The sequence below is a fragment of the Streptosporangium sp. NPDC000509 genome, assembly GCF_042898365.1.
Classification (GTDB): domain Bacteria; phylum Actinomycetota; class Actinomycetes; order Streptosporangiales; family Streptosporangiaceae; genus Streptosporangium.
In genome coordinates this window covers 253,967-280,396 of the sequence record NZ_JBIAYX010000014.1, presented here as the reverse complement: position 1 = coordinate 280,396, position 26,430 = coordinate 253,967, and the positions used below count along the sequence as shown (strand labels likewise).

Annotated in this window: 25 protein-coding genes; 14 read left to right on the top strand and 11 right to left on the bottom strand. The window is 70.5% G+C overall.

Annotated features, from left to right (window positions below):
• Nucleotides 1-10 precede the first annotated feature (10 nt).
• The 4 genes from ACFY3D_RS26045 to ACFY3D_RS26030 form a co-directional block, all read right to left on the bottom strand.
• Entirely contained in the window at nt 11-1,669 is a 1,659-nt protein-coding gene (locus tag ACFY3D_RS26045; RefSeq protein ID WP_389983633.1) for a catalase, read from the bottom strand.
• A 188-nt stretch (nt 1,670-1,857) separates the two neighbouring features.
• Nucleotides 1,858-3,258 (bottom strand): FAD-dependent oxidoreductase, encoded by a 1,401-nt coding sequence (locus ACFY3D_RS26040; protein WP_389983630.1) that lies wholly within the window; start codon nt 3,256-3,258, stop codon nt 1,858-1,860.
• A 1-nt stretch (nt 3,259) separates the two neighbouring features.
• Nucleotides 3,260-3,862 (bottom strand): PadR family transcriptional regulator, encoded by a 603-nt coding sequence (locus ACFY3D_RS26035; RefSeq protein ID WP_389983627.1) that lies wholly within the window; start codon nt 3,860-3,862, stop codon nt 3,260-3,262.
• 282 nt (nt 3,863-4,144) lie between these two features.
• A complete protein-coding gene (locus tag ACFY3D_RS26030; protein ID WP_389983624.1) occupies nt 4,145-4,909 on the bottom strand; it encodes a hypothetical protein in 765 nt (254 codons plus the stop codon).
• A 204-nt stretch (nt 4,910-5,113) separates the two neighbouring features.
• Here ACFY3D_RS26030 and ACFY3D_RS26025 point away from each other — a divergent pair, with 204 nt between their 5' ends.
• The 5 genes from ACFY3D_RS26025 (at nt 5,114) to ACFY3D_RS26005 (ending at nt 9,834) form a co-directional block, all read left to right on the top strand.
• The gene (locus tag ACFY3D_RS26025) at nt 5,114-6,118 is read left to right on the top strand and encodes an AAA family ATPase (RefSeq protein WP_389983621.1); all 1,005 of its coding nucleotides are present in this window, start codon (nt 5,114-5,116) and stop codon (nt 6,116-6,118) included.
• A gap of 297 nt (nt 6,119-6,415) precedes the next feature.
• Nucleotides 6,416-7,342 (top strand): DUF58 domain-containing protein, encoded by a 927-nt coding sequence (locus tag ACFY3D_RS26020; protein ID WP_389983618.1) that lies wholly within the window; start codon nt 6,416-6,418, stop codon nt 7,340-7,342.
• Nucleotides 7,339-8,286: a VWA domain-containing protein gene (locus ACFY3D_RS26015; RefSeq protein WP_362922636.1), complete on the top strand. Its 948-nt coding sequence runs from the start codon at nt 7,339-7,341 to the stop codon at nt 8,284-8,286. The genes ACFY3D_RS26020 and ACFY3D_RS26015 overlap by 4 nt, the downstream gene beginning before the upstream one ends.
• A 162-nt stretch (nt 8,287-8,448) precedes the next feature.
• Nucleotides 8,449-9,063, top strand: a complete 615-nt coding sequence (locus ACFY3D_RS26010; protein WP_350948346.1) for a methyltransferase — start codon at nt 8,449-8,451, stop codon at nt 9,061-9,063.
• A gap of 213 nt (nt 9,064-9,276) precedes the next feature.
• On the top strand, nt 9,277-9,834 hold the full coding sequence (locus ACFY3D_RS26005) for a TrmH family RNA methyltransferase (protein WP_389983615.1): 558 nt from the start codon (nt 9,277-9,279) through the stop codon (nt 9,832-9,834).
• Between the two features lie 49 nt (nt 9,835-9,883).
• Here ACFY3D_RS26005 and ACFY3D_RS26000 read toward each other — a convergent pair whose 3' ends face one another.
• The gene (locus tag ACFY3D_RS26000; RefSeq protein WP_389983612.1) at nt 9,884-11,581 is read right to left on the bottom strand and encodes a cytochrome bc complex cytochrome b subunit; all 1,698 of its coding nucleotides are present in this window, start codon (nt 11,579-11,581) and stop codon (nt 9,884-9,886) included.
• Between the two features lie 286 nt (nt 11,582-11,867).
• Here ACFY3D_RS26000 and ACFY3D_RS25995 point away from each other — a divergent pair, with 286 nt between their 5' ends.
• The 4 genes from ACFY3D_RS25995 (at nt 11,868) to ACFY3D_RS25980 (ending at nt 15,694) form a co-directional block, all read left to right on the top strand.
• Nucleotides 11,868-12,665, top strand: coding sequence for a glycerophosphodiester phosphodiesterase (locus tag ACFY3D_RS25995; RefSeq protein ID WP_389983609.1), 798 nt, complete (start codon nt 11,868-11,870; stop codon nt 12,663-12,665).
• Nucleotides 12,666-12,759: 94 nt separating this feature from the next.
• Nucleotides 12,760-14,115 carry an MFS transporter gene (locus ACFY3D_RS25990; protein ID WP_389983606.1) on the top strand — a complete coding sequence of 452 codons (1,356 nt, stop codon included), beginning with the start codon at nt 12,760-12,762 and terminating at the stop codon, nt 14,113-14,115.
• A 147-nt stretch (nt 14,116-14,262) separates the two neighbouring features.
• The gene (locus ACFY3D_RS25985; RefSeq protein ID WP_350948341.1) at nt 14,263-14,607 is read left to right on the top strand and encodes an RNA polymerase-binding protein RbpA; all 345 of its coding nucleotides are present in this window, start codon (nt 14,263-14,265) and stop codon (nt 14,605-14,607) included.
• Between the two features lie 259 nt (nt 14,608-14,866).
• Nucleotides 14,867-15,694 (top strand): isocitrate lyase/phosphoenolpyruvate mutase family protein, encoded by an 828-nt coding sequence (locus tag ACFY3D_RS25980; protein WP_389983603.1) that lies wholly within the window; start codon nt 14,867-14,869, stop codon nt 15,692-15,694.
• Between the two features lie 133 nt (nt 15,695-15,827).
• On the opposite strand, the gene ACFY3D_RS25975 is transcribed toward ACFY3D_RS25980, so the two are convergent.
• Nucleotides 15,828-16,088 carry a hypothetical protein gene (locus ACFY3D_RS25975; protein ID WP_350948339.1) on the bottom strand — a complete coding sequence of 87 codons (261 nt, stop codon included), beginning with the start codon at nt 16,086-16,088 and terminating at the stop codon, nt 15,828-15,830.
• A gap of 318 nt (nt 16,089-16,406) precedes the next feature.
• On the opposite strand from ACFY3D_RS25975, the gene ACFY3D_RS25970 reads away from it, so the two are divergent.
• Together ACFY3D_RS25970 and ACFY3D_RS25965 are read left to right on the top strand one after the other, a co-directional pair.
• Nucleotides 16,407-17,279 (top strand): MHYT domain-containing protein, encoded by an 873-nt coding sequence (locus ACFY3D_RS25970; protein ID WP_389983600.1) that lies wholly within the window; start codon nt 16,407-16,409, stop codon nt 17,277-17,279.
• A gap of 108 nt (nt 17,280-17,387) precedes the next feature.
• A complete protein-coding gene (locus ACFY3D_RS25965; RefSeq protein ID WP_389983597.1) occupies nt 17,388-18,665 on the top strand; it encodes an aminoglycoside phosphotransferase family protein in 1,278 nt (425 codons plus the stop codon).
• A gap of 144 nt (nt 18,666-18,809) precedes the next feature.
• Here ACFY3D_RS25965 and ACFY3D_RS25960 read toward each other — a convergent pair whose 3' ends face one another.
• Nucleotides 18,810-18,992: a hypothetical protein gene (locus ACFY3D_RS25960; RefSeq protein ID WP_389983594.1), complete on the bottom strand. Its 183-nt coding sequence runs from the start codon at nt 18,990-18,992 to the stop codon at nt 18,810-18,812.
• Between the two features lie 522 nt (nt 18,993-19,514).
• Between ACFY3D_RS25960 and ACFY3D_RS25955 the strand changes: the two genes are divergently transcribed.
• Together ACFY3D_RS25955 and ACFY3D_RS25950 are read left to right on the top strand one after the other, a co-directional pair.
• Nucleotides 19,515-20,642: a S1 family peptidase gene (locus tag ACFY3D_RS25955; RefSeq protein WP_389983591.1), complete on the top strand. Its 1,128-nt coding sequence runs from the start codon at nt 19,515-19,517 to the stop codon at nt 20,640-20,642.
• A 65-nt stretch (nt 20,643-20,707) separates the two neighbouring features.
• Nucleotides 20,708-21,274: a snapalysin family zinc-dependent metalloprotease gene (locus ACFY3D_RS25950; RefSeq protein WP_362897221.1), complete on the top strand. Its 567-nt coding sequence runs from the start codon at nt 20,708-20,710 to the stop codon at nt 21,272-21,274.
• Between the two features lie 127 nt (nt 21,275-21,401).
• Here the strand turns inward: ACFY3D_RS25950 and ACFY3D_RS25945 are convergent, their stop codons facing one another.
• A complete protein-coding gene (locus ACFY3D_RS25945; protein WP_389983588.1) occupies nt 21,402-21,971 on the bottom strand; it encodes a GNAT family N-acetyltransferase in 570 nt (189 codons plus the stop codon).
• Between the two features lie 185 nt (nt 21,972-22,156).
• On the opposite strand from ACFY3D_RS25945, the gene ACFY3D_RS25940 reads away from it, so the two are divergent.
• The gene (locus ACFY3D_RS25940; RefSeq protein ID WP_389983585.1) at nt 22,157-22,600 is read left to right on the top strand and encodes an SRPBCC family protein; all 444 of its coding nucleotides are present in this window, start codon (nt 22,157-22,159) and stop codon (nt 22,598-22,600) included.
• On the opposite strand, the gene ACFY3D_RS25935 is transcribed toward ACFY3D_RS25940, so the two are convergent.
• The 3 genes from ACFY3D_RS25935 to lnt form a co-directional block, all read right to left on the bottom strand.
• On the bottom strand, nt 22,587-23,150 hold the full coding sequence (locus ACFY3D_RS25935) for an FxsA family protein (protein WP_362897222.1): 564 nt from the start codon (nt 23,148-23,150) through the stop codon (nt 22,587-22,589). The two genes, ACFY3D_RS25940 and ACFY3D_RS25935, sit on opposite strands and share 14 nt — an antisense overlap.
• A gap of 219 nt (nt 23,151-23,369) precedes the next feature.
• On the bottom strand, nt 23,370-24,122 hold the full coding sequence (locus tag ACFY3D_RS25930; protein WP_389983582.1) for a polyprenol monophosphomannose synthase: 753 nt from the start codon (nt 24,120-24,122) through the stop codon (nt 23,370-23,372).
• On the bottom strand, nt 24,122-25,783 hold the full coding sequence (lnt, locus tag ACFY3D_RS25925) for an apolipoprotein N-acyltransferase (RefSeq protein ID WP_389983694.1): 1,662 nt from the start codon (nt 25,781-25,783) through the stop codon (nt 24,122-24,124). Before lnt ends, ACFY3D_RS25930 begins: the two co-directional genes overlap by 1 nt.
• Between the last annotated feature and the right edge of the window lie 647 nt (nt 25,784-26,430).

The following is a 26,430-nucleotide window of genomic DNA, read 5'->3' as shown; positions in this document are numbered from 1 at the left end:
CGGCGGTTCGCTAACGCTCCGCCCGCGCCCGCTCGTTGGGCACGCAGTGGGTCATCTTCATACCCTCCACCGGGCGGGGCCCGTTCTTGCCCAGTTTGGACATCCGCTCACGGTCCTCGTCACTCAGGTCCTGGCTCGCCAGCGGCTCCAGATGGGAGACGTCGTCGGAGCTGATCCCGAGCCCCTCCCCGACCCTGAGGCCGAGATCGTCCTCGACCATCAGGAAATGCCAGACCATGCGCTCCTGAACCGGGCGCGAGGCCTGGGAGATCAGGTCGACGAAGTTCCGCACGAGGTCGTCGCGCTCCCACTCCTCCATCAGCAGGTAGCGCTGGCCCGCCTGCGTGTAGTCGTTGGTACGCGGGATGCGCTTACGGGTCACCCGGCCCGAGATGAGCGGGCCCTGCTCGTCGTGGGTGGGGCTCTGCCCCTCCCTGAGCCCTCCGGTGATCGACGGCTCGTAGTTGACGTGCGGGTTCTCGCCCTGCCCGTCGACGTGGTAGGTCATCAGGCCGTCGCGCTGGTTGGTGCGCACCTCGGCGTTCTTGGCCTGGTTGACCGGCAGCTGCAGGTAGTTGGGCCCCACGCGGTAGCGCTGGGTGTCGCTGTAGGAGAACGTACGGCCCACCAGCATCTTGTCGTCGGAGAAGTCGAGCCCGTCGACCAGGACCCCGGTGCCGAAGGAGATCTGCTCGTTCTCGGCGAAATTGTTGGCCACGTTGCGATTGAGGACCATCTTGCCGACCGGCATGGGCGGGAACTCGTTCTCAGGCCACACCTTGGTGTCGTCCAGCGGATCGAAGTCCAGCTCGGGGTGGTCGTCGTCGCTCATGATCTGCACCAGCAGCTCCCACTCGGGGAAGTCGCCGCGGTTGATCGCCTCGTGCAGGTCCTTGGTGGCATGCCCGAGATCCTGCCCCTGAACGACGGCGGCGTCCTCCTCGGTCATGCTGCGCACGCCCTGCTTGGGCATCCAGTGATACTTGACCAGGTGGGTCTCGCCCTGGGCGTTCACCCACTTGTAGGTGTTGACCCCGAATCCCTGCATATGCCGGTAGTCAGAGGGGATGCCGCGTGGGCTGAACAGGTTGACGATCATGTGCATGCTCTCCGGCGTCTGCGACATGAAGTCGAAGATCCGTCCCGGCTCCTGCCTGAACGTCACCGGGTCCGGCTTGAGCGCGTGGATCACGTCGGGGAACTTGATGGCGTCCCTGATGAAGAAGACCCCCAGGTTGTTGCCGACGAGGTCCCAGTTGCCGTCCTCGGTGTAGAACTTCACCGCGAACCCGCGAGGGTCGCGGGCGGCCTCCGAGGAGTCCCTGCCGCCGATCACCGTGGAGAAGCGCACGGCCACGTCGGTCCGCTTGCCCGCCTCCTGGAAGAGCCTCGCCCTGGTGTACCGGCTGATCGGCTCGTCGCCGAGCTTGCCGTAGGCCTCGAAGTGGCCGTAGGTGGTCACCCCCCGGGCGTGAACCACCCGCTCGGGGATGCGCTCGCGGTCGAAGTGGCTGATCTTCTCCAGGAACTGGTAGTTCTCCAGCGTGGCCGGGCCCCTCGCGCCGACCGTGCGCTGGTTCTGGTTGTCGTAGACCTGGTGCCCCTGACGGTTGGTCAGGACCGGGCGGTCATCACCCGACTGGGGGCCCATGCTCGACACATCCGTCATGACAACATTTCCTTTCCCTGCCGCGGTCGCTTCGGCGTGCCAAGTACATACCGACACACGGGCTCCTTATCCGACATAAGGCGCTTTATAGCGACAAAGGAAAAAATCTTCACGAAAAAGGGCGGCGGTTTACGGGGGGCGCGCCCCTGAGCGTCCCCCGCGCGATGCCCCTGGGCCCCCGGCCGCGCCTACCCTTCCCCGGTCGCGCCGTCGGTCCACAGGTGCCCGAAACTCATCCGCCTGACCGGCGGCAGGGCGTCACACAGGCGGAACCAGGTCTTCGCGCCGTGCCGGACGAGAGGACTACGGGAGATCATGAAATTCGTGAATCTCGCGGAGGTGCGGACGGCTCCGAAGCCGTACTCACGCATCCGGGCCTCGTAGCCGCCGACGGCCTCCGCCAGGGTGCCCCGGCCCCGTTGGAACGCCACCAGCCTGCTCGCCAGCAGCGCGGCGTCGCGCAGCGCCGTGTTGGCGCCGAAGCCCATCGCGGGGGTCATGTTGTGGATGGCGTCCCCGAGCAGTGTCACCGTCGTCGTGGGCCAGCGGCCGACGGGGACGGAGGTCTTGAACGGCATCAACCGGACGCTGGCCGGATCGGCCTCGGCGACCAGGCGGCGCAGGGCGGGATGCCAGCCGGAGGTCATCGTCCCGGCCAGATCCCTGAGCCCGCCACCGTCGAGGTCCGCGGTCCCTGCCGGATAGATCCCGCGAGGGGCGACGAAGGCCCACAACACGTAGTCCTGAAGATCGTCGGCCAGAGCCCTCAGGTCGAGCCCGAACCCGGCGAGATCGGTCTCCAGGCCGGCCCCATCCCCTTCCCCGGTGGCCGGCCCGGCTCCGCGGACGAAACCGAGGCCGCTCCCCTGGGCGAGGAGGCTCTCCGCCCTGCGCCTGCCGTTGAAGGCCGCGGTGAACATCGCGCTCCCGCTCGGCGGCAGGATGAGATTGAGCCCGTCGGCGAGGTTTCGTGGCAGCCACCCACGAACCCGGTCGTCCAGCGGCAACCTGGCGCCGATCGCGAGCGCGCCGGTGTCGACGCGACGGGCCCCCGGCAGATACTGCCCGCGTACGCGCGAGTCGGCGCCGTCCGCGCCGACCAGCACATCACCGGTGGCCGAGGTGCCGTCGGCGAAGAAGGCGGTGACCCTGCCGTCCGGTCTCGTCTCGTAGCGCTGGAACGTCTTACCGTGGTGGACGACGCCCTCCAGACCGGCGAGCAGGAGCCTGCGCAGGGTGGTGCGGCTGACCGCGTACTGGCCGCCGGAAGGGTCGGCGGCCCCGCCGGTCATCACGCTCTCCTCCACGAACACGAGCTCGCGCAGCCGGTGGGTGTGGAAGCCGAAGCCGGGGCCGGGGTGACCCGAGGTGGCGAGGAACGCCTCCCACAGCGGGCGCGGCAGGCAGCGGTGCAGCGCCCTGCTGCCGATCTGGTTCATGTGGATGCGGTAACCCTGCACCCAGTCGGCGGCCTCGCGCGCACGCTCGTAGACCTGGACGTTCACACCTGAGGGCAGTAGTGCCTGAGCCAGCGCCAGCCCTCCTATGCCACCTCCGACGACGAGAACGTCGAGTGGTTCGGCGGGCATGTCAGGCTCCTCCTTCGTCTTCGTCGGGGGTGGCATCGGAGGGCGTTTCCGGGGATCCACCGGTGGCGCCGAGAAGCCGGGGCAGTTCCTCAAGCAGCGTCTCGTGCCACGTGATCTCCGCCCGCAGGCGGACGAGGGTGTGGTCGAAGCCGAGCGGTTCGAGGCCGCGCAGGTGGGGGGTGGCCGCCTCCCTCAGCCGCTGCCAGCTCTGGAGCTCGGCGGTGAGCCTGCGATGCCGGTCCTCGATGACGGCCCTCAGCTCCCGCTCGCCCATGTCGGCGCTGAGCTGAAGAGCGAGGTCCACGGGATCGGGCCGCAGCCGGGTGTCACGCAGGGCCGCCTCACGCAGCGACTCCAGCTCCAGCGCGCCGTCCTCGGTGATCGCGTAGACGGTCCGCGCCGGGAGGTTGCCCTGCTGCTCGGTGCGCACCGTCTCGATCACGCCCTCGGCCTCCATGCGGTGCAGCGCCCCGTACAGGGAGCCGACCTTGATGTCGGTCCACAACTCGGTCCGGTCCGTCTGCGCGCTCTGCCGGATCTGATGACCGTGCATCGGTCCCCGGCGAGCCAGCGCCCCCAGGATGAACAGTCGCGTACTACTCATGCGACTACTCAAACACGAGTAGGTGACATAGTCAAATATGAGTACTCGTAAGCGAGTACTAGAACGAGAGGAAACCCCCATGAGGACGTCCACCGGCTCGCTTCGGACTCGACGCCCCGCCTCACCGGGATACGCCGTCGACATCCGCGACGAACATGCCCAGATGGTCACTCACCAGGAGAAAGACCCGGCGATCTCTCCGTCCGGACACCCACCCGGCTCGCTTCAAGCTCGACGGGCGTATCCGGCCCGAGTCCGCCGGACATCCCCGGATGGGCCTCCTTAGATCGGCTCGCCCTCGTTCTCGTCGCCCCGATCCGGCCCTGGCGTTCCGGTCCCGCTCTGGTTCGGCGACGGTGACGGCGTGGGCTCGCCGGGCTCGGGTGTCGCCGGGACCGGCGGTGGGGTCGGGACGAACACCGTGGGCGGCAGCGGCCTCGGCAACGGCTCGGAATCGTCTTCCCTGCGCAACAGAAGCCAGACCATCACGGCCAGCAGCACGAGCAGCACGGTCAGCACGACCCCCGCGATGATCACGGACCGGCGGGTCTCGGTCGGCGGCGGCGCGCCCTTGGGCGGCGGTGGCAGCGCCGGGGAGCGGTCACCCACCCAGTGCGGCGCGAAGTCAGGGCCGTGCTGCTCACCGATCAGCGTGCCGCTGACCAGCACCGCCTCGAGGAACCGCTCCGCCCCCGCCCGGTCCGGCTCATACGGCGTGGCCACCCACGGGGCGCTCCCACCGTCCATCGCCAGCACCTGCGGGACCGCATCGGCCACGGCGGTACGCGTGCGCGTCGCCCAGGCCATCCAGCCCCGTACGCCGGAACGGCTCGCCGTCGCTTCGCGGACCCCGGTGACGAAACGGTCACGGGCCGCCGGGTCGAGGGCCGCTCCCTTGGTCAGCACCGCGACCGAGACGGCCCGGCCGTCGGGCGCCAACCCGAGGTAGACCAGACCCGCGGGTCCCACGCGCAGACGGGCCTGCACGACGAAGGGCCCCAACTGGGGCGGATCACCGTACTGGAGTGGAGTGGCCACGTCTGACATGAAAGCACACCCCGCCGATCACACCACGCTTCACGGGGACCGGGATCGACCACCCGACGGGACTCCGAACGGAACCCGCCGGACCTGCGGCAGGACCGGCACACGAACCCGCCGGGTCCCGCTGCGGGCCCCCTGCGGGCACTGTCAGGAAATACGGAGCGAGCCCGCCGTGCGAGCCGCCACTTCATTTGATGGAATACCGACATGACCGTCGCCGAAGAACTGCCGCGCGAGACCGACACCGGATTGCTGCGCGACGCCCTGGCCGAGGTCCGGCGGGTCATCGTCGGGCAGGAACACATGGTGGAGCGGCTGCTCGTGGCACTCCTCGCCCGGGGTCACTGCCTGCTGGAGGGCGTGCCCGGGGTGGCCAAGACCCTGGCGGCCTCGACCCTGGCCACGGTGGTCGGCGGGGAGTTCGCCCGCATCCAGTTCACTCCCGACCTGGTCCCCAGCGACATCGTGGGAACCCGGGTGTACCACCCCTCCCGCGAGGTCTTCGATGTCGAGCTCGGCCCGGTGTTCGTCAACTTCCTGCTCGCCGACGAGATCAACCGGGCCCCGGCGAAGGTGCAGTCGGCGCTGCTGGAGGTCATGGCCGAGCGGCAGGTGACCCTGGCCGGGGAGACCCACTCCCTGCCGAAGCCGTTCATCGTGCTGGCCACCCAGAACCCGATCGAGTCCGAGGGCGTCTACCCCCTCCCCGAGGTCCAGCGCGACCGGTTCCTGTTCAAGGTCCGCGTCAGCCACCCCAGCGCCCACGAGGAGCTGGAGATCCTGCACCGGATGAGCGTGACACCGCCGACCCCCAGAGCGGTGCTCGACCCCGCCCGGCTGGCCGCGCTGCAGTCCATGGCCGACCAGGTGTCGGTGCATCAGCTCGTCGCCGACTACGTGGTCAGACTCGTGATGGCCACCCGCTCCCCCGCCGACTACGGCCTGGCCGAGCTGCAGGAGAACATCGAGATCGGCGTCAGCCCTCGGGCCACCCTCGGCCTGGTCGCCGCGGGGCGCGGCCTGGCGCTGCTGCGCGGCCGTGACTACCTGCTCCCCGACGACGTGCGCGACGTGGCGGTGGACGTGATGTCCCACCGGCTGATGCTCACCTTCGACGCCCTGGCCGACGGGATCGACCCCGAGGAGGTGGTCCGCCAGATCCTCGCCGCGGTACCGCCCCCCCTGGTCGTCTGGAACCAGGGCCCCCGGTAACCCCCGGAAAAAGGCTGTAAGGCCCAGGAGGGCTGGACCGAAGAGGGCCGTGAGGCCGCGCCGGGGACTGGACTGAGGAGCGAAGGAGCGAAGCGGATGAGCGACGAGGGAAGGAGCCGGGTAAGAGCGGCCGAACCGCGACGCGAAGCGTCGCAAACAAATACAGGCCGGGTAAGAGCGGCCGAACCGCGACGCGAAGCGTCGCAAACAAATACAGGCCGGGTAAGAGCGGCCGAACCGCGACGCGAAGCGTCGCAATCGAACGCAACGTCGCAATCGAACACAGCCGAGCAGGCGTTGCGGCGGCTGGAGCTCACCATCGTCCGGCGCCTGGACGGGCTGCTGCAGGGGGCCCACCAGGGGCTCCTGCCCGGTCCGGGCAGCGAGTTCGGCGACAGCCGGGTCTACGTGCCCGGCGAGGACGACATCCGGCGGATGGACTGGGCGGTGACCGCGCGCACGACCGTCCCGCACGTGCGCGACCTGATCGCCGACCGGGAACTGGAGACCTGGGCCCTGGCGGACCTGTCGCCCAGCATGGACTTCGGCACCGCCGACATGGAGAAGCGGGATCTGGTCGTGGCCGCCGTCGGGGCGATCGGCTTCCTGTCCGGCCGGATCGGAAACCGCTTCGGCACCTACGTCCTGCATGACGAGTACGTCCACCGGATGCCCGCCAGGAGCGGCCGCCCGGCCCTGTACGGCCTGCTGCACTCGCTGATGGACGCCCCGAGGGGCCGTGCCGTCGCCGATGCCCCGGACCTGGCCGAGGCGATCGAGATCCTCGCCTCGGCGCGGCGGCGGCGCGGTCTTCGAGTGATCGTCTCCGACTTCCTCGACCCCGAGCCCACCCTCGACCCCGGACTGGAACTGCCCTGGGAGCGGCCGATCCGCCGGTTGGCCGCCCACCACCAGGTGCTGGCCGTCGAAGTGATCGACCCTCGCGAGCTGGAGCTGCCACCGGTGGGGCTGGTCACCATGACCGACCCCGAGACGGGCAGGAACCGCCAGATCCAGCTCACCCCCAAGGTCCGCCACGCGTACGCGGAGGCCGCCGCCGCGCAGCGGATGACCAACCGGATGGCGCTGCGCCGCTGCGGGGTGGCCCACCTGGTGCTGCGCACCGACCGCGACTGGGTGTTCGACATCGCCCAGTTCGTGCTGCGGCAGCGTCGCATGGCACACCTGACCCATCGGCCCCCAAGATCGGGAGCGACCCGGTGACCTTCCTCTCTCCGGTCTGGCTGTGGCTGTTCGCCGCGCTGGCGCTGCTCGTGGCCGGCTACGTGGCCGCCCAGTTCGCCCGGCGCCGCTACGCGCTGCGGTTCACCAACCTGCCCCTGCTGGCGCTGGTGTCCCCCGCGGGGCCCGGCTGGCGGCGGCATGTGGCCCCCGCGCTGTTCCTCGTCATGATGAGCCTCCTGATCGTGGGGGCGGCCCGCCCCGCCGACTCGGTACGCATCCCCCGCGATCGCGCGACGATCATCATCGCGCTGGACGTCTCGCTCTCGATGGAGGCCGGCGACGTCCAGCCGAACCGGATCACCGCGGCCAAGGAGGCCGCCCAGAAGTTCGTCGCCGACCTGCCGGAGCGGTTCAACGTCGGGCTGGTCGCCTTCGCCCGCTCCGCCTCGGTCGTGATCTCACCCACCACCGACCACCAGGCGGTCAACACCTCCCTCGGCAATCTCAGCACCCGGGCGGGCACCGCGATCGGCGAGGCGGTCTTCAGCTCCCTGGAGTCGCTGCGCTCCTTCGACCAGCAGGCGGTGACCGACCCGCCTCCGGCCGCGATCGTGCTGTTGTCCGACGGCGACAACACCTCGGGCCGCTCGGTGGCTGAGGCGATCGAGACGGCGATGAACTCACGGGTGCCGGTCTCCACGATCGCCTACGGCACCCAGGACGGCACGGTCTCGATCGACGGCCGCGACGTGAACGTGCCGGTGAACAAGGCCACCCTGCAGACCCTGTCGGACGGCACCGGCGGCCGGGCCTACGAGGCGGAGTCGGGCAGCCAGTTGCGGCAGGTGTACGAGCAGATCGGCACCTCGCTGGGTTACCGGACGGTCAACCAGGAGATCACCCAGTGGTTCGTGGTGGCGGCGATCCTGGCCGGGCTGGTGACCGCCGGAGTGGCCTTGCTGCTGGGGTCGCGGATCCCCTGATCTCACACGTCGGGGCGGACGTACGACTGGGGCGGCGGGTGAGGGCGGGCGCTCCCGTCTCCGCCGACCGGCCGGGAGCGGGGCGGGTGTACGGGGTGGTCCCGCGCCTTCGGCGTCGTGGCCGCCCTGAGCCGGTCCCCGCCGTTGGTAACGTTCTACGACGTGGCACATTACTTCGAGGAGCGTCCGGAGACCGCGGGCCGTCCCGGCTCGGTCACGCTCGTGCTCCCCGACCTTCATCTGAAGCTGGAGACCGACAGCGGGGTGTTCTCCGCCGAGCGTGTCGACCAGGGCACCCGGATCCTGCTGGAGAGCGTCCCGCCTCCCCCACCGAGCGGTGACCTGCTCGACCTGGGCTGCGGCTACGGGCCGATCGCGCTGACGATGGCCTCGCGTGCCCCGGAGGCGACGGTCTGGGCGGTGGATGTCAACCGCAGGTCGGTCGAGCTGTGCGCGAGAAACGCCAGAGCCGCCTCCCTTGACAAAGTAAGGTCGATGCATGTCGACGAGGTCCCTCCGCAGGTGCGGTTCTCCGCCATCTGGTCCAACCCCGCGATCCGCATCGGCAAGGCCGCGATGCACGAGATGCTGACCCGCTGGCTGTCGCGTCTCACCCCCGACGGCGTCGCCCACCTGGTCGTCCAGAAACACCTGGGCTCCGACTCCCTGCAGCGCTGGCTGAACGAGCGGGGCTGGCCCACCGAGCGCGTGGCCTCCCGCTCCTCGTACCGGATCCTCCGGGTGGAGGCGCGCCCGGGGACGGACCCCGCGCCGTGAGCGGCCGTTCTCCGGCGGGCGTCAGGGACGCCGAGGACGCCGAGGGCGCCGACACCGGATGGCACCGGGTGGCGGCTGAGCGGCACCGAGCGGCACCGAAGTGGCGAGACGCGACAAGACACGGTCACCGCGGACAGAGCGCGGAACGACCCCTGAACGAACTCTGAACGAACCCGGAACGAACGAGGAACGACGAGAAACAGTGAACGACCGATGACGGCGAATCCGCGCAGGCAACTGCGCCCGACCGATGTCAAACGCCTCAACCGCACCTGGCGGAGGAACACCGAAGGGCGGCTGGCTCTGATCCTGGAGTCGGTGACCGGCCCGTTCAACGTCGGCTCCATCTTCCGCACGGCCGCCGCCTTCGGTGTGGAGCGGATCTGGCTGGCGGGCAACGCCACCCCGCCGACCAACCCCAAGGCGCAGAAGACCGCGTTGGGCACCGACAGGCTGGTGGCCTGGGAGGAGCCGGTCCCCGTCCTGGAGGCCGTACGGGCGGCGAAGGAGGATGGGTTCGCCGTGGTGGCGGTGGAACTCACCGGCGACGCGGTGCCTCTGTCCGAGGCCAGGCTCGACGGCGACGTGTGCCTGGTGGTGGGCAGCGAGGACCACGGCTGCTCCCCCGCGCTGCTGGAGGCCGCCGACGGCGTCTGCTACATCCCTCAGGTCGGCCGGGTCGGGTCGTTCAACGTCGCGGTGGCGGCGGCGATCGCGATCGCGGAGGCCCGCCGCCAGGAGTGGTCGGGCAAGGTGCCCGCCGAGGAGTGACGGTCCTCGACGGGCGGGGTGCCGCCCGAGGAGCGACCGCCCCGGCCGGTCACGGCGACCTCTTCTCCTCCGTTCCGCGGCCGACGGCCGCGCGCCCGGCGCGGTCGCGCCCGTCGTGCCCGCCGCTCCCCTCACGCCCTCCACGCCCGTCGTGACCGTCGTGATCCCCGTCGCCGAGCGGGACCTTCTCGCCGCCGTACGCCCTGCTCATCCTGGCGCGGAGTTCACGCAGCGGGTGGTGCTTCCCTCCGCGCGGCGGGGCGCCGTCCCCGCCGCCCTCCTCGGCCGCCCCTTCGAGGATCGGGACCGGCTCCTTGCCTCGGACCTGGGCCTCGATGGATTCGAGGGAGGGGACGTGGACCTCGAAGTACTCACCCGTGGGCCGGCGCTTGATCACACCGGTCTCCACGCCGTGACCGAGGGCGTCGGCGTCGCGACGCTGCAGCCCCACGCAGATCCGGTAGGTGACGAGGTACGCCAGTGCCGGGCCGAGAAAGACCAGGACCCGGCCAATGTAGATCATCTTGTTCAGCGAGAGGTGGAAGACCGAGGCGATCACGTCGTTGGAGGCCATCAGCCACAGGACGCCGTAGAACGTGACCGCCGACACGCCGATCGCGGTGCGGTGCGGGTTGTTGCGGGGACGGTCCACGATGTGGTGCTCGCGGCGGTCCCCGGTGACCCACTGCTCGACGAACGGATAGAGCGCCAGGCCCGTCAGGATGATCCCCAAAGGGACCAGCGCCGGGATCAGCACGCTCATCGGCAGCGTGAAGCCCAGGAAGTTGATCTCCCAGGAGGGCATCAGGCGCAGCGAGCCGTCCAGGAGCGCCAGGTAGAAGTCGGGCTGGGTACCCGCCGAGATGTCGGACGGCACGTAGGGGCCGTACAGCCAGACGGGGTTGATCTGGGCGAAGGTGCCCAGCAGCGCGACGACGCCGAAGGTGAACATGAAGTAGGCGCCTGATTTGATCATGAAGGAGGGGTAGGTCGGCGCGCCCACCACGTTGTCGTTGGTGCGGCCCTTGCCCGGCATCTGCGTGTGCTTCAACACCCACGTCAGGATCAGGTGGGCGGTGATGAGTGCCAGCAGTACGGCCGGGATGAGCAGGATGTGGATCGAGTAGAAGCGCGCGATGACGTCCTGGCCGGGATACTCACCGCCGATGAGGAAGAAGCTCAGCCAGGTGCCCACCACCGGCAGCGACTGCGCCACACCGGCGGTGATCCGCAGACCGGCGCCGGAGAGCAGGTCGTCGAGCAGGGAGTAGCCGGTCAGGCCCTCGAACAGCGCGAGAGCGAGCAGGGCGACGCCGATCAGCCAGTTCAGCTCGCGCGGCTTGCGGTAGGCGCCGTTGAAGAACACCCGCAGCATGTGGATCATCATGCCGCCGATGAACAGCAGGGCCGCCCAGTGGTGCATCTGCCGCATCAGCAGACCGCCGCGCACGTCGAAGCTGAGGTCCAGCGAGGAGGCGTACGCCTCGGACATCGTGACGCCCCTGAGCGGCGAGTAGGAGCCGTTGTATACGACCTCGTTCATGCCGGGCTTGAAGAAGAACGTCAGGAACGTGCCGGTCAGCAGCAGGATGACGAACGAGTAGAGAGCGATCTCGCCCAGCAGGAACGTCCAGTGGTCGGGAAAGATCTTCCGCATGTTCCGCTTGAGGAATGTCGCCGCGCCGAGGCGATCGTCGAGGAAGACGCCCACGCGCGCCAGGCGTCCGGGAGTGCTTCCCGTGCTCATGCGCGGCCTCCGTTCTCACAACCAGGGCCTCGACGCCACCTGCCCCCGAAGAAGGAAAAACCGGGCGTAACGGCGAGACACCCCGTGGACAACCAGGTGTTTTTCCATCATCCACGGCGATGGGCAGGCCAGGGCAAAGCCTTGCCCCGGGTCAGGTCGGCGCCGGGCGGCCGCTGTCACGCCCTCCGTCCCGCTCCGCCCGTCCCCTCCCGTTCAGGGCCTTGTGATCCAAACGTTCACCTGCCCGCGATGACGCGCCCGGCCCGCAGGGGGCATACTCCTGCACGTGCAACGCCGTTACGCCTTCCTCGACCATCCCGGCCCGCTGCCCTTCGCGCACAGGGGTGGTGCCGCCGAGGGCAGGGAGAACACCTTCCCCGCCTTCGAGCGGGCCGTCGAACTCGGTTACACGTATCTGGAGACCGACGCGCACGCCACCTCCGACGGCGTGCTGCTCGCCTTCCACGACCACACCCTGGACCGGGTGACCGACCGCAGGGGCAGGATCGCCGGACTGCCGTACCGGCTGGTGCGCGAGGCGCGGATCGGCGGCGTGGACGAGATCCCGCTGATGGAGGACCTGCTGGGCTCGTGGCCCGAGGCGCGCTTCAACATCGACGTCAAGGAGTCGGCGGCCATCGCGCCGCTCGCCGCCGTGGTCAGGCGGACCTCCTCCCACGACCGGATCTGCCTCACCTCCTTCTCGGAGGAGCGGCTCGCCAGGGCCCGTGCCGCGATCGGCCGTGACGTGTGCTCATCGCTCGGCCCGCGCGGCGTGGCGACCCTGCGCGCCGCCGCCTCCACCTCCGGCTACGGCCGCCTGCTCGCCCGCCTGGCCCGCGCCGGGGTGCCGTGCGCGCAGGTGCCGGTCGGCTTCCGCGGCCTGCGGATCACCACGCCCGCCCTGATCCGCACGGCGCACGCGCTCGGCATGCAGATCCACGTGTGGACCGTCAACGACACCGGGGTGATGGAACGCCTGCTCGACCTCGGCGTGGACGGGCTGATGACCGACAACATCTCAGGGCTGCGCGGCGTGCTGGAGTCTCGCGGCCAGTGGTATCCGGGCCGTCTCGCCGCGTAAACCGTATCCCCGCGATCCCCGCGATCCCAGCCGTCCCCGCTGTCCCCTCTCCTCTCCCCGCCTCCCCCTCCCCCCGAAAGACCGAGGACCGCCCATGACCTCAGAACAGGTCGTCGAGGACTCCCCCCAGTCCCGCCGCCGCGAGCAGCGCGGCTGGTACTTCTACGACTGGGCGAACTCCGCCTTCCCGACCACCATCCTGACGGTCTTCCTCGGCCCGTACCTGACGACGATCGCGGAGACCGCCGCCCAGGGGCGCCCGTACGTGGACGTGATCGGGTTCGACGTGCGGCCCAGCGCCTACTACTCCTTCGTGGTGGGCTGTGCGGCCATCCTGCAGATCATCCTGATGCCCGTCGTGGGCGCGCTGGCCGACCACACCGGCAGGAAGAAGGAACTCCTCGGTCTCTTCGCCTACCTCGGCGCCGGCGCGACCGTCTGCTTCTGGTTCGTCGCCGACGGACGCTACCTGCTGGGCGGCGCGCTGTTCCTGGTGTCCAGCGTCGCCTTCGCCGCCGCGTTCGTGATCTACAACTCGTTCCTGCCGGAGATCGCCACGGCGGACGAGCGCGACAAGGTCTCCGCCAGGGGCTGGGGCTTCGGCTATCTCGGCGGTGGCCTGCTGCTCGCCGTCCACCTGGCCCTGTTCCTCTATCACGAGTCCTTCGGCATCGCCGAGGGCGATGCCGTGCGCATCGCCCTGTCGTCCGCGGGCCTGTGGTGGGGCGGGTTCACGATCATCCCGCTGCTGCGGCTGCGCAACCGGCGTGCGCTCCCCTCCGGCGCGGAGAACGTGGGCCAGGCCGTGACCGGCAGCTTCCGGCAGCTGGGCCGCACGATCAGGGAACTGCGACGCTACCCGCTCACCCTGGGTTTCCTCGTCGCCTATCTCATCTACAACGACGGCGTGCAGACCGTCATCTCCTTCTCGGCCACCTACGCCGACAAGGAGCTCGGGCTGGACCAGAAGGTACGAATCGCGGCGATCCTGATGGTGCAGTTCGTCGCCTTCTTCGGCGCCCTGCTGCTCGGCAGGTTCGCCGCCTCGTACGGGGCCAAGCGGGTCGTGCTGGCCGCGCTGATCGCCTGGATCGCCGTGGTGGCCGTGGCCTACTTCCTGCCCAAGGGCGCGGCCCTGCCCTTCTTCGCGCTGGGATTCGCCATCGCGATCGTGATGGGCGGGACACAGGCCCTGTCGCGATCGCTGTTCTCCCACGTGATCCCGAAGGGCAAGGAGGCGGAGTACTACAGCCTGTACGAGATCAGCGACAAGGGCTCGACGTTCCTCGGCTCGTTCACCCTCGGCCTGGCGCTCCAGCTGACCGACAGCTATCGCCTGGGAATCATCTCTTTGGTGATCTTCTTCGTGCTCGGATTCGTGCTGCTCGCCCTCATCAACCTGCCCAAGGCCATCAGAGCGGCCGGAAACCAGGTGCCGGAACGCATCTGAGAACCCCAGAAAAAAGGGTCCTTCGCAGACCGGGTCAAGAACGTGCGATTGGATCACCCTGTCTGTGGGAATCCACACACGGTACCAAGCGTTGTACGCCGTGGGAGACGAACCCCTCACGACGGGGCCCTCAGGAGGCATTCAGACATGGGCGAGCGTGCGCTACGCGGCACCAGACTCGGGGCGACCAGCTACGAGAACGACCGCAACACCGATCTGGCCCCGCGCCAAGAGGTGTCCTACACCTGCCCGAAGGGCCATCGATTCGACGTTCCGCTTGCCGCTGAAGCAGAGATCCCGGCGACCTGGGAGTGCCGCATGTGCGGCGCGACCGCCCTCCGGGTGGACGGCGAGCAGCCGGAGGCCAAGAAGGCCAAGCCCCCGCGAACGCACTGGGACATGCTGCTGGAGCGCCGCACGATCGAGGACCTGGAGGAGGTGCTCAACGAGCGCCTGGCGATTCTACGCGCCCAGCGCCGCAAGAGCGCCTGACCGAATTCGGAGAGTTGGCGACCCCCGGCCCCGCGAGGGCCGGGGGTCCGTTCTTTCCCGTCCCCGGCCTCTCCCCCCGACCGTCGCTTCCCCCACTCGCCCCGAGGCTTCCAAGAGCCTCACCCTCCCGCTCGGAAAGAGCGTCCCCGCCTCGAGGGTCGTCCGGCTCTTCCAGGCGGCGAACGAGGCGAAGTGGCCTAACCGGCTGGTTGGGAATTGGTGCTTAAGGTCGATCCACTTCCCGGCTAGGGTCGCTTCCATGACCATTTCCACCAGTGAGGACACCGGCGGTTCCGCGCCGACGACGGCCCATGAGAAAGCCACGGCGCTACGGGCGCTGCACGTACCCGGCCGTCCGCTGGTAGTGCCCAACGTCTGGGACGCCGCGTCGGCCCGTGCGGTCGAGGCGGCGGGCTTCCCGGTGATCGCCACCGGCAGCGCCGCGATCGCCCCGGTGCTCGGCTACGACGACGGCGAGGAGACCCCGGTCGAGGAGATGCTGGCCGCGATCGCCAGGATCAGCCGCTCGGTCGGCCTGCCCGTCACCGCCGACATGGAGCGCGGCTACGGGCTTGAGCCCGCGGAGCTGGTCGAGCGGCTCGTCGCCGCGGGGGCGTCAGGCTGCAACCTGGAGGACTCCGACCCCCGTACGGGCGCGATGATCGACGTCGACGAGCAGATCGCCTTCCTCTCCGCCGTCAGGAGTGCCGCGACCGACGCGGGCGTGGACCTGGTGATCAACGCCCGAGTCGACGCCTACATGCAGGGGCCGGGAAGTCCCGAGGAGCGGCTGACCGAATCGGTGCGGCGGGGGCGCGGTTACCTGGAGGCGGGCGCCGACTGTGTCTATCCGATCTTCGTGGCCGAGGCGGAGGCCGTTCGCGCGCTGGTCGAGGGGATCGACGGGCCGATCAACATCCTGTTCCGTCCCGGCACACCGTCCATCGGCGAGCTCGCGGCCCTCGGGGTGGCCCGCGTGAGTTTCGGCCACGGCCTGCACAAGGCTGTGCAGGCGTACGCGGCACGGATGCTCGCGGCGATCCGGGACGGCGAGAGCCCTTATCCCTCCGAGCCTCCCACCCCCTGACTCCGATGGCCCGGGCCCTGGAACCGTCTGATCTCGACGGTCCAGGGCCCGGTGACCCGTCCGTCCCCACGGGGCCCGGCGCCCTCCGACCTTGGCACCCGGGCCCCCTTACGCCTCCGCCCGAGGGTGGCCATCACCACTCGTCGGCGGGCAGGTCGACGCCGTTGACGCGGTCGTAGATCACTACCCCGTCGGACAGCCTGACCACGCGCACCCTCCTGGCGAGCCCTGCCGTCTCCAGGCTGCGCGCCGAGTTCACCGCGTACTTCGGGAAGTGATAGCGGTCGTGGGTGCCGCCGTGCGGCTCGTCACGCTCGCAGACCACCTCGTAGCGGTCCTCCGGCCATACCGGAGGCGGCGGCGTCTTCTGTCCTCGACCGGCGAGCCTGCTCATCGGCCCGCCTCCTCTCCTGGGATGTTCACGTCAAGTGAGTGAGACAGTCACCGCGTGCTTGGTTTAGACATTCGTAATCACCCCATTATGGCCATGCGCAACCGAAGAACTGTAAGGTGAGCTCCCCTCGTAGTGATTGGCCGATCAACCAGTCACTCCCGAACCACCCCACGGCCACCTCATGGCCATCCCACGACCACCCCCGCACGCCAGCCCGGCCTGACCCCGTCCTGGCACGTTCCATTACCCCCGCACGCCAGCCCGGCCTGACCCCGTCCTGGCACGTTCCATTGCCCTCCCGCATGCCAGGAGTTCGTCATGTCCCCCATCGACCATTTCGCCTACGGGCTCGTCACGCCGGTCGCCTCGTACATCATGTCGAGCACCGGATCCCTGCTGGGACTGCTGTTCGCCGCGCGGGCCCGAGGGGCGGAGGGCAGCTCACGCGCGCTCTGGCTCGGTGGCGCGGCCCTGTCCATCGGCGGGACCGGCATCTGGGTGATGCACTTCATCGCGATGATGGGCTTCGACGTCATGGGCACGTCGATCCGCTACGACGTCCCGCTCACCATCGCGTCCGCACTGCTCGCGATCGTCGTCGTCGGCGCCGGCCTGTTCCTGGTCTCACACCGGGAGAACAGCACCGGCGCGCTTCTCGCCGGCGGGCTGCTGACCGGCGTGGGCGTGGCCGGAATGCACTATCTGGGCATGGCGGCCATGAACATGTCCGCACACGTGAGCTACGACCCCCTCCTGGTCGGACTGTCGCTGATCATCGCGGTGGTCGCGGCGACGGTGGCACTCTGGTTCAGCGTGCGCGTGCGCGGGGCACTCGCCACCACCGGCGCCGCCCTGCTGATGGGCTTCGCGGTGAATGGGATGCACTACACCGGTATGTTCGCCATCGGGGTCGAGGTGCACGACACCTCCGCCCCGACGAGCGGGGCACAGGGAATGGACTTCATGCTGCCCCTGCTCGTCGGGATCAGCATGCTCAGCCTCGGCCTGCTCCTGGCGATCTTCCTGTCCCCCTCGGAAGAGGAGATGCGCGAGGACGCGAGACTCCTGTCCCAACTGCGGCGCGATCGCCCGAGCGAGAACCCCCGGCCCGCCGGGTCGATGGAGCCCCACGCGCGGCCGGCCCGGCGGCACGAGCCCTCCCTCTTCGACGACCACGGCTCCGGGCACTGACCGAGGACCGGCCACCCGGGCCCGGCAGTGCCGGCCCTCGTCCTCCTCTGCCTCGGCCCCGGGGAAAACCCATGGCACCGGCCGCTTCCCCTCGGGCACACTGCCCCCGTGAGCGAAACATCGGGCCGCACGGTGAGCGTCCTCGTGACGTCGGGCACCGAATGGCTGGGAACCGTGGGCCCGTTCCCCGTGGCCGAACCCTGGTGGGCCGAGGTCGGTTCGGTCGTGACCCATCTGGAGGGCGTGCTCGGCACGCCCGTGGTGGTACTGCGCCTGGTCGACGTCGAGAACGGCGGCGGCCCTCGCGATGGCCCTCGCGACGGTCACACGACCTATCACGTCGAGGCTCTGGACCGTCCCGCGGCCGGTCCGGCCGACCTACGGCCCGGCGCCCCGGACGTGACCGGCAGGCCGGTCCCGGGAGATCTGGCCGGCCCCGTGGCGCACCGGGCGGAGTGGGCGAAGGCGTCCGGAGTGCGCGAGGCACTGGCCTGGGCCCAGGCCGCGCTGCGTGAGGCGGGCAGACCCGCCGAGGGTCCCGTCCGGCAGGTGAGGACCTGGAACCTGGCGGGGTTGTTCCGCATCCCCACGCGCCCGGGACCGGTCTGGCTGAAGATCACTCCTGGGTTCGCCTCCGACGAGGCCCACGCGATCGGGATGCTCGCGGCGAAGGATCCCGGCCTGGTGCCCGCGATCGTGGCGGCCGACACCCCGAACCGGCGGGTGCTCCTGGAGCACGTGCCCGGCGGCGACTGTCACGGAGCGTCGCGGGAGATCGTCGTCGAGGCGGTGAGCCGCCTGGCGAGGGCACAGGCGGCCCTCGCCGAACACGGGTGCGCGCCACCCGACGGGCTTCCCGACCGCACCCCCTCGGCTCTCGCCGCGCTGGTGGGCGGACTGCTCGACGGTGAGGCGGCCGACGACCTGAACACCGGGGAGTTGCGCCTCGCCCACCGGCTCGCCGGTCGTCTGCCGTCGCTCGCCGCCTCGCTGGAGTCATGCGGCCTGCCGTGCACGCTGGTGCACGGCGACTTCCATCCGGGCAACTGGATGGCGGGACCGCGCGGCACCGTCGTGCTGGACCTGGCCGACAGCCACTACGGCCACCCCGTCCTCGACGGCCTGCGCCCCCGTGACTTCCTGCCCGCCGACCTCTGGGAAGCGGCCGCGGAAGCCTGGCGCGAGACGTGGGCCGCGGCCGTCCCCGGCTGCGACCCGGCCCGCGCACTGGTCCTGGCCGGACCCCTGCAGCACCTCGCGTACGCGGTCCGCTATCAGGAGTTTCTCGACAACATCGAGCCCAGCGAGCGGCGGTACCACGAGGGCGACCCGGCGCAGGCCGTCCGCGCGGCCGTGACCGCCGCCGAGGCGATCGGCGTCCTCTGAAGCTGGGGGACGCTGGGGGACGCCGAAGAACACCGAGGGACGCCTGTTTCCGAGAGGGCCTCCCGCCGGGAGGTCACCGGGGACGGCGCCGCCGGACCTCTCCGCGCCCGCGGGCCGTTTCCCTGCCGGCCGTTCGATCGCCCGTCACTCACCCGCGCACAGGGCGGGAGCCTTCTGGTGCGGGTAGACGTGGTCCAGATCGTGGTCAGGAGGCAGGACGCAACGGCGCTCGCCGCCCTCGGTGTGCGGGCACCGCAGCGCGTCGCTGCGGCGCGGCAGCGTCGTCTCCTCGCTCCGGGCGTCGGTGACGACGGCTTCGTCAGTCATGGTGCGTGTCCTTCTGTGGCATCCGGGCGGCGACGGCCGGATGGTGAGTGGCCTGGACGACGGCCCGCGCGGGGCGTGCCCGGGAGAGGAGGGGAACGGGCGTCGTGAGGGCCCCTCTCCACCGATCGGCCGCACGTGCGGCGCGGCGATGCGTCCTCGCGAGTTCCGGATGCACAGAACAAGTCATTGACGCTGCTCCGTTTGGTCACTGTTGGTAACTGTCGAGAATCGGCACCTGTGCCCCGAAGGCGCGGTGACCAGTCTTTCAGAGTCCCCCCCGACCGCGCGAGTAGGGGGAGCACCCTGATCGTCCATCACTCCCCGCCGTTTCGGCCATATTCCTGGACTGTTTAGGTCGCATCACCTCTCCGGGAGGAAGGTGTTCGCGAGCACCGCGCCCTCCACCTCACCCCAGGCCCGAAGGTGATCAAGCCCCCATAACATCGCGATAGGGATTTTTTGGGAGATCCCCCCGCATGCTTCTCACCAATACCTTGACATCACCCCTCACAAGGAGTGTGCATGTTACGTCGAGGTACTCTTCTGGCTGGAGCCGCCACCGTGGCTCTGTACCTGGTCGCCACCGTGTCGCCCGCCGTCGCGACAACCGCCCCCCCTGCCCCCGCCCCCCAGCCTCCGGCCGCGATGCTCGAGGCTCTCCAGCGCGACCTCGGCCTCACCGCCGAGCAGGCCGTCCAGCGCCTGGCCAACGAGCACCGCGCGGCCGCCTCGGAGTCCGCCCTGACCCGGGAACTGGGCGCCAAGTACGGCGGCGCCTGGCTCAACGGCGACGCCTCCCAGCTCTCCGTGGCCACCACCGACGCCTCCGCCGCGGCCGCCATCAAGGCCAAGGGCGCGCAGCCCGTGGTCGTCAGCCGCTCCCTCGCCGACCTCGAGGCCGTCAAGGCCAAGCTCGACGGTGCGTCGGCGGAGGCGAAGGCCGGCGCCTCCCTCTGGTACGTCGACGTCACGACCAACAGCGTCGTCATCCTCACCGGCGACCAGGCCGCGGGCGAGGCCCTCGCCGCGGCCGCGGGCGTGGACAAGGGCGTCGTGAAGGTGACGCTCTCCGCCGAGAAGCCCGAGCCCTTCATCGACATCATCGGCGGCAACGCCTACTACATCGGTGGCAGCCGCTGCAGCATCGGCTTCTCCGTGTGGCGGGGCAGCACCCCCGGCTTCGTGACCGCCGGTCACTGTGGCAGGGCGGGCAACACCACCACCAGCCCGTCCGGCACCTTCCAGGGCTCGTCGTTCCCCGGTAACGACTACGCCTGGGTCGCCACCCCCGGTCACACCCCGCGGCCCTGGGTCCGCGGCTCCGGCGGGGCCAACGTGGTCGTCCGCGGCTCCACCCAGGCCTCGGTCGGCTCCTCGATCTGCCGCTCCGGCTCCACCACGGGCTGGCGCTGCGGCACCATCCAGCAGCACAACGCGAGCGTCACCTACGCGCAGGGCACGGTGAGCGGCCTGACCCGCACCAGCGCGTGCGCCCAGCCAGGCGACTCCGGCGGCTCCTTCATCTCCGGTAACCAGGCACAGGGCGTCACCTCCGGCGGCTCGGGCAACTGCTCCATCGGCGGTACCACCTACCACCAGCCGGTCAACGAGATCCTCTCGGCGTACGGGCTGACACTCGTCACCGGCTGATCTCGCCTCCTCACCAGCCTGCTCCCTGTGAGCAACCCCCCGATGGCCGAGGAGGCCCGCCAGAAATGTCAAGGATCATTCGCTCCGGCGTCGCCCTCATCCTGGGGCTGGCCTTCCTGGTGACGGTCACCCCCGCCCAGGCCGCGCCCGCCCACGCGGCGGACGCCCGCACGGCAGCGGTTCGCGTGCTCAGGTATGACGCGAGCAGGGCCGCGGAGTTCCGATCCGCCGTCGACCAGGCGGCCCAGATCTGGAACTCCAGCGTCTCGAACGTACGACTGGTGGCCGGCAGCCCCGCGGACTTCGTGGTGCTCGCCGACAACGGCTGGCCCCGTGCGCAGCCCACCAGCCTGGGCCGCGGAACCGTGTGGATGGGCCGGCAGGCGACCGCGGAGGGTCACAACCCACTGCGGATCGCCACCCACGAGATCGGCCACATCCTGGGCCTGCCCGACCGGCGTACCGGCCGGTGCACGGACCTGATGTCCGGCGCGAGCGCGGGTACGAGTTGCACCAACGCGAACCCGAACGCGGCGGAGAAAGCCGAGGTCCAGCGCAATTTCGCCGGATTCGCCCCGGCGGTCGACTTCGGCCGGATCTACGTCGACAGTCCCGAGCACGCGGCGTCCTAGACCCCGCGAGCACCTCGCCGGCCCGGCCGTCCCCTCGGCCGGGCCGGCGAACCCGTGTCCGTGCGACCGCCCCGGCACGGCCCCGGCGCCCCGGAGAGCCGCCCTTCGCCGCGAGCGAGAGGGCGGATCAAAGAGGCTTCTGGAAGCAGAGGGAGCCCGGGAGACGGTCGTAGGGCGGGAAGACCGGGACGGGCGTGTAGCCCTCCCGCTCGTACATCCTCACCGCGTCCGGCTGGCGGGGGCCGGTCTGCAGGACGACCCGGGGCGCGCCCAGCGCGCGGGCGGCGTCCTCGGCGGCGGCCAGCAGGGCCCGCGCCACGCGGGTACCCCGATGGGACGGGGTCACGAACATCCGCTTGAGCTCCAGGTCGCCACCGAGCCTGCGCAGCGCCACATGCCCGACCGCGACGTCTTCCGCCACGTAGGCGACCCCGGTGTAGGCGACGGTCTCCGGCTCGACGTTCATGCCATCGGGCACGAGGCCGATGACGGCGAGCAGGTCGGCGTAGCGGGCGTCCATCTCCTCCGTCATCGCTCCGCGGAGCGCCACGGCCGCCGCGTCGTCCCAGCCGACCGGCCTGACCTCGACCAGGTCGGCTCCCTGTGCGAACGCGGTCATCGCGAACCCGCCCCTCTCCACGCTCTCCTCGGTGTCGTTCTTCCCGCCGCGAACCGTCCCGGGCGCGCCGTGCGTCACGTCTTCGCCCTCTCACGGTCCACAGTCACACTAAATCCCGACCCAAAAAGGAGAAAAGCGAGATTCCTCCAGCACCTTCGTCGGCGCCCGTCATCGTCCACGGCAGGATCTCACGGGCACGGGGGCACGGGGGCACGGCGAGGTGTCCGGAGGGTCGGCCGGCGGAGACGGGGAAGGAACCGGGGATGACCCGTTCCCACATCAGCGTCTCCGTGGACGCGCACGCCCGGCCCGAGCAGGTGTTCTCGGTCCTGACCGACTGGCCGAGGCACCACGAGTGGATGGTCCTGACCCGGGCGCACGTCACCGCCGGAGACGGTCGCGGCGCCGGGAGCCGTCTGGAGGCCTTCACCGGGGTGGGACCGGCCGGGTTCCTCGACACCATGGAGATCACCGAGTGGGATCCGCCGAGGAGCGTGGGAGTCCGCCACACAGGACGACTGGTGCGCGGCACCGGGGTTTTCCGCGTGCTGCCCCGCGAGGGCGGCGGCAGCACGATCGTCTGGAAGGAGGACCTCGACGTGCCGTTCGGCGCGGCCGGGCGGCTCGGCTGGCGGGTGATCAAACCGCTGAACGCGGCCCTGTTCCGGCTCTCGCTGCGCCGCCTGGCCGCGCTCAGCGACCGATGATCCCCCGGTCGGAGTCCTTGGTCCCGCCTGGGCCTCCCGCGTCCCCCGGCTCGTCGCGGATGACCTCGCCGTGGACGACCGGCCCGGAACCCGGGGGCCTCCCGCCGTCGCGCAACACGTCGAAGGGCGAACCCGCGCCGAACGGCGAGCCGAGCCCGGCACCACCCGCGTTCCTCTCGACGAGGGTGCGGATCCGGCGGGCGAGAAGCCAGGATCCGAGCCCGCGGACCATCGGCCGGGTGAACGGCAGCAGGCACAGGAGACCGAGAACGTCCGAGAGGAATCCCGGAGCGATCAGCAGCATGCCGCCCACAAGGGTCAGCCCGCCACCGGCGAGCTCGCGCTCGGGTGCCCGGCCGCTCTGCAGCGCTTCCTGGAGTCTGCGCCAGGCCCGGCGGCCCTCGCGGCGCACGATCCAGGCGCCGAGCAGGCTGCCGGCGAGCAGGAGGGCCACCGTGGGCCACCCGCCGATGAGCTGACCGACCTGGATGAGCACCCATATCTCGAGGAACGGCACCACGAGAAAGGTCAAGAACAGCAGAATGCGCATTTTTCGCCTCAACTCGTGCGACAGCCGTACGACATGAACAACGTCCCGAAGCGGCGGCGCGTTCCGCGTTCGCTCAGCGTGGACGGTTTCCTCAGGTCCTCAGGTCTTCAGGTCCTCAGCCGACTCTCAGGGCGGTGCTCCCCTCCGAGCCGGGGGCGGCCTCACGGAAGCGGCGCGGGCGGCCAGGATCGGCCGGGCGCGCCACCGCGGGGCCAGGGGTCAGCGATCTCGGCGGCGGCGCAGGCGGGCGGGCAGACCGGTGACACCCCAGACGGTGACCCGCCACAGCGCCTCGACCACGATGCCGCGGCTCATCTTGCTCGCCCCGACGGTGCGCTCCACGAAGGTGATGGGCACCTCGGTGACGCGCATCCCGCCGCGAGCCGTGCGCAGGGTCAGGTCCACCTGGAAGCAGTAGCCCCGCGACTCGACGTCGTGCAGGCTGATCTTCTCCAGGGCCGAGGAACGGTAGGCGCGGAAGCCCGCCGTGGCGTCTCGGACCGGGAGGCCCAGCATCAGCCGGGTGTAGACGTTCGCGCCGCGCGACAGGAACTCCCGCGAGACCGGCCAGTTGACGACCTTGCCGCCGGGCACCCACCGGGAGCCGATCGCCAGATCGGCCCCCTCGGCCAGCGCGTCCAGCAGCTTGGGCAGCTCTTCCGGCTGGTGGGATCCGTCGGCGTCTATCTCCACGAGAACGCCGAACCCCTCCTCAAGACCCCAGCGGAAACCCGCGATGTAGGCGGCGCCCAACCCCTGCTTGCCACCCGGCCGGTGCAGCACGTGGACGTGGTCGTCGTCGGCCGCCAGCTTGTCGGCGATCGCTCCCGTGCCGTCGGGGCTGTCGTCGTCCGCGATCAGGAGGTGGGCGTCCGGGACGGCCTCGCGCAGCCGCCGGGTGATCAGCGGCAGGTTCTCCCGCTCGTTGTACGTCGGGACGATGACGAGCACCCGACCAAGCATCCGCTCCATCACGCGTCTCCCACCTGCTGATCGTCCTCCCGGTTCGCGAGGTGCCCCGCACCGGGCGTCCGGCGCCGCCAGGCGGTGGCCACCGCGCCCGCACCCACAAGTATCAAGGCCCACTCGGGCAGCGCACCCACGCGTGTGGCGATGGTCTGCGCGGTCCTGACCGGAACGGTCAGGACGTTCATGGCGGGAACCAGCTCGCCGGTGCGCCAGGCGATCGAACCATTCGGTGTCACATATGCCGATATACCAGTAATTGCGGAAGTGATCACAGCCCGATTGTGCTCCACGGCCCGCAACTGGGACATGGCGAGTTGCTGCGACGGCAGGTTGGTCAGGGCGTAGGTGGCGTTGTTGGTCTGCACCACCAGCGGCGTGGCACCCGTCCTGGCGGTGTCGCCCACGATGCCGTCGAAGGCCACCTCGTAGCAGTTGATCGCGCCGACGGTCACCGGCCCCAGCCTGAGGTCGCCGTCGCGGGTGCCCGCCACCGACTGCTTGCCGACCAGGGAGGCCCGCTCGAACAGGGCGAGCACGAGGCCCTGGAGCGGGGTGAACTCCCCGAAGGGGACCAGCTGCTGCTTGTCGTAGTGGGCGCCGGGGCCGGTGACCGGATCCCAGACGATGCTGCGGGTCGCCCGGTTGTTCTCCCCGATCCCGACCACGGCGCCGACCAGGACGGGCACCCCGATGTCCTTGACCGCCGCGTCGATCTCGCTCCGGGCGAACTCGTTGCGCAACGGGTCGATGTCGGTGGAGTTCTCCGGCAGCACGACCAGGTCGGGACGGGGTGTCCTGCCCTCTCGCACATCCCGTGCCATCTGGTGGAGCATCCGGGTGTGGTTGCCGAGGACCACGGCGGGCTCGTCGCCCAGCGGGTGCATGCCACGGCCGGGAACGTTGCCCTGGATGACGCCGACGGTCACGCTCCTGCCCTCGTCGCCGTACCGGGGAACGGCGAGGGCCGCGACCGGCACGGCCAACGCCCCGGCGAGCGGCAGGGCCAGTGCCCGCCCCCAGCGCGGGCCCCGGACACGGCGGGGGCCGGGAACCGCGGGAGAGCCGGAGGACCCGGGCGGAACCTCGGCCGAGGCCGGGACCTGAGCCGAGGCCGTGCTTGGGGCCGAGGCCGTGGTTGGAGCGGGGGCCGGGGCCGGGGCCGTGGTTGGGGCCGGGGCCGGGGCCGGGGCCGGGGCCGGGAAAAAGCGCAGCACCGCCAGGGCGAGCAGGCCACCGCACAAAGCCACCGCGAAGCTCACCAGCGGCGCCCCGCCGAGCGCGGCGTACGGGGTGAAGATCGACTCTCCCTGGCTGAAGGCCACTCGCGCCCAGGGAAATCCGCCGAAGGGGAACTGCCCCCGCGCCCACTCGGCCGCCACCCAGAGCGCGGCGCCCCACAGCGGCCACAGACGCAACCGGGTCACCACCGCGACGCCCGTCCCCCACGCGGCGTAGAAGGCGCTCTCCATGGCGACCAGCCCCAGCCAGGCGTCGGTGCCGATCGGGCTCACCCAGTGCAGAGCGGGCAGCAGCAGTGCGAGACCGGTGAGGAGGCCGAGCCACGTGCCCCGGCGCGGGCGGGTGCCACGTACGGCCAGGATCGCCGAGGCCATGCCGAGCGGCGCGAGGAACCAGAGCCCGAGCGGCGGGAAGGCGAGGAACATCAGCAGGCCGCCGGCCACCGCGCCCGCGGCCCGGGCGAGCGGCACCAGGCGTGAGCCGGGGGACGAAACCCCCGCGCCGAGCGGGCCGCCCGCGACACCGTCCACCGAACCGTCCGCCGGCACGGCCGCGGCACCGTCCGCCGGGCCGTCCGCCGGGCCGGTGGTCGCCCTCCTCGCGGGACCGGTCACCGAGCCGGTCACGGAACCGGCCGCCGCACCTCCCGCGGGAACGCCCTGCGCGGGCCGCTCCGGTACCGGAGCGGCCGTCTTGTCCTGCACCACGGGCGAGGCTCCTTGCGATGTCGTGCGGCGGGTGACGTCTGGCCTTCCTGACCGGTCTTGCTAGCCGGAACGCTACCGCCCAGCGGGCACGCCCCAAAAATTCTCCGCCACATTAATCAGAAACAACACCAAAGCACTTCAAACCCAGCAAAACCCCGACGCTTGCGGCGCTCGCACGGGAGCGGGAAGAGGGCCCGGACGACCCTTCGGACCGGTTCCGTCCCGTCGGCGGCGAGCGCGGATTGCCGTTGTCTACTGGGTGCCCGGACCCCTCCTGGGTCCAACCCCCCGCCCGGAAGGAGTGCCCCGCCTCGACGGACTGCCGGCCCTGCGCCTGGCTGTACGGACGGGGAAGACCCCCGTCA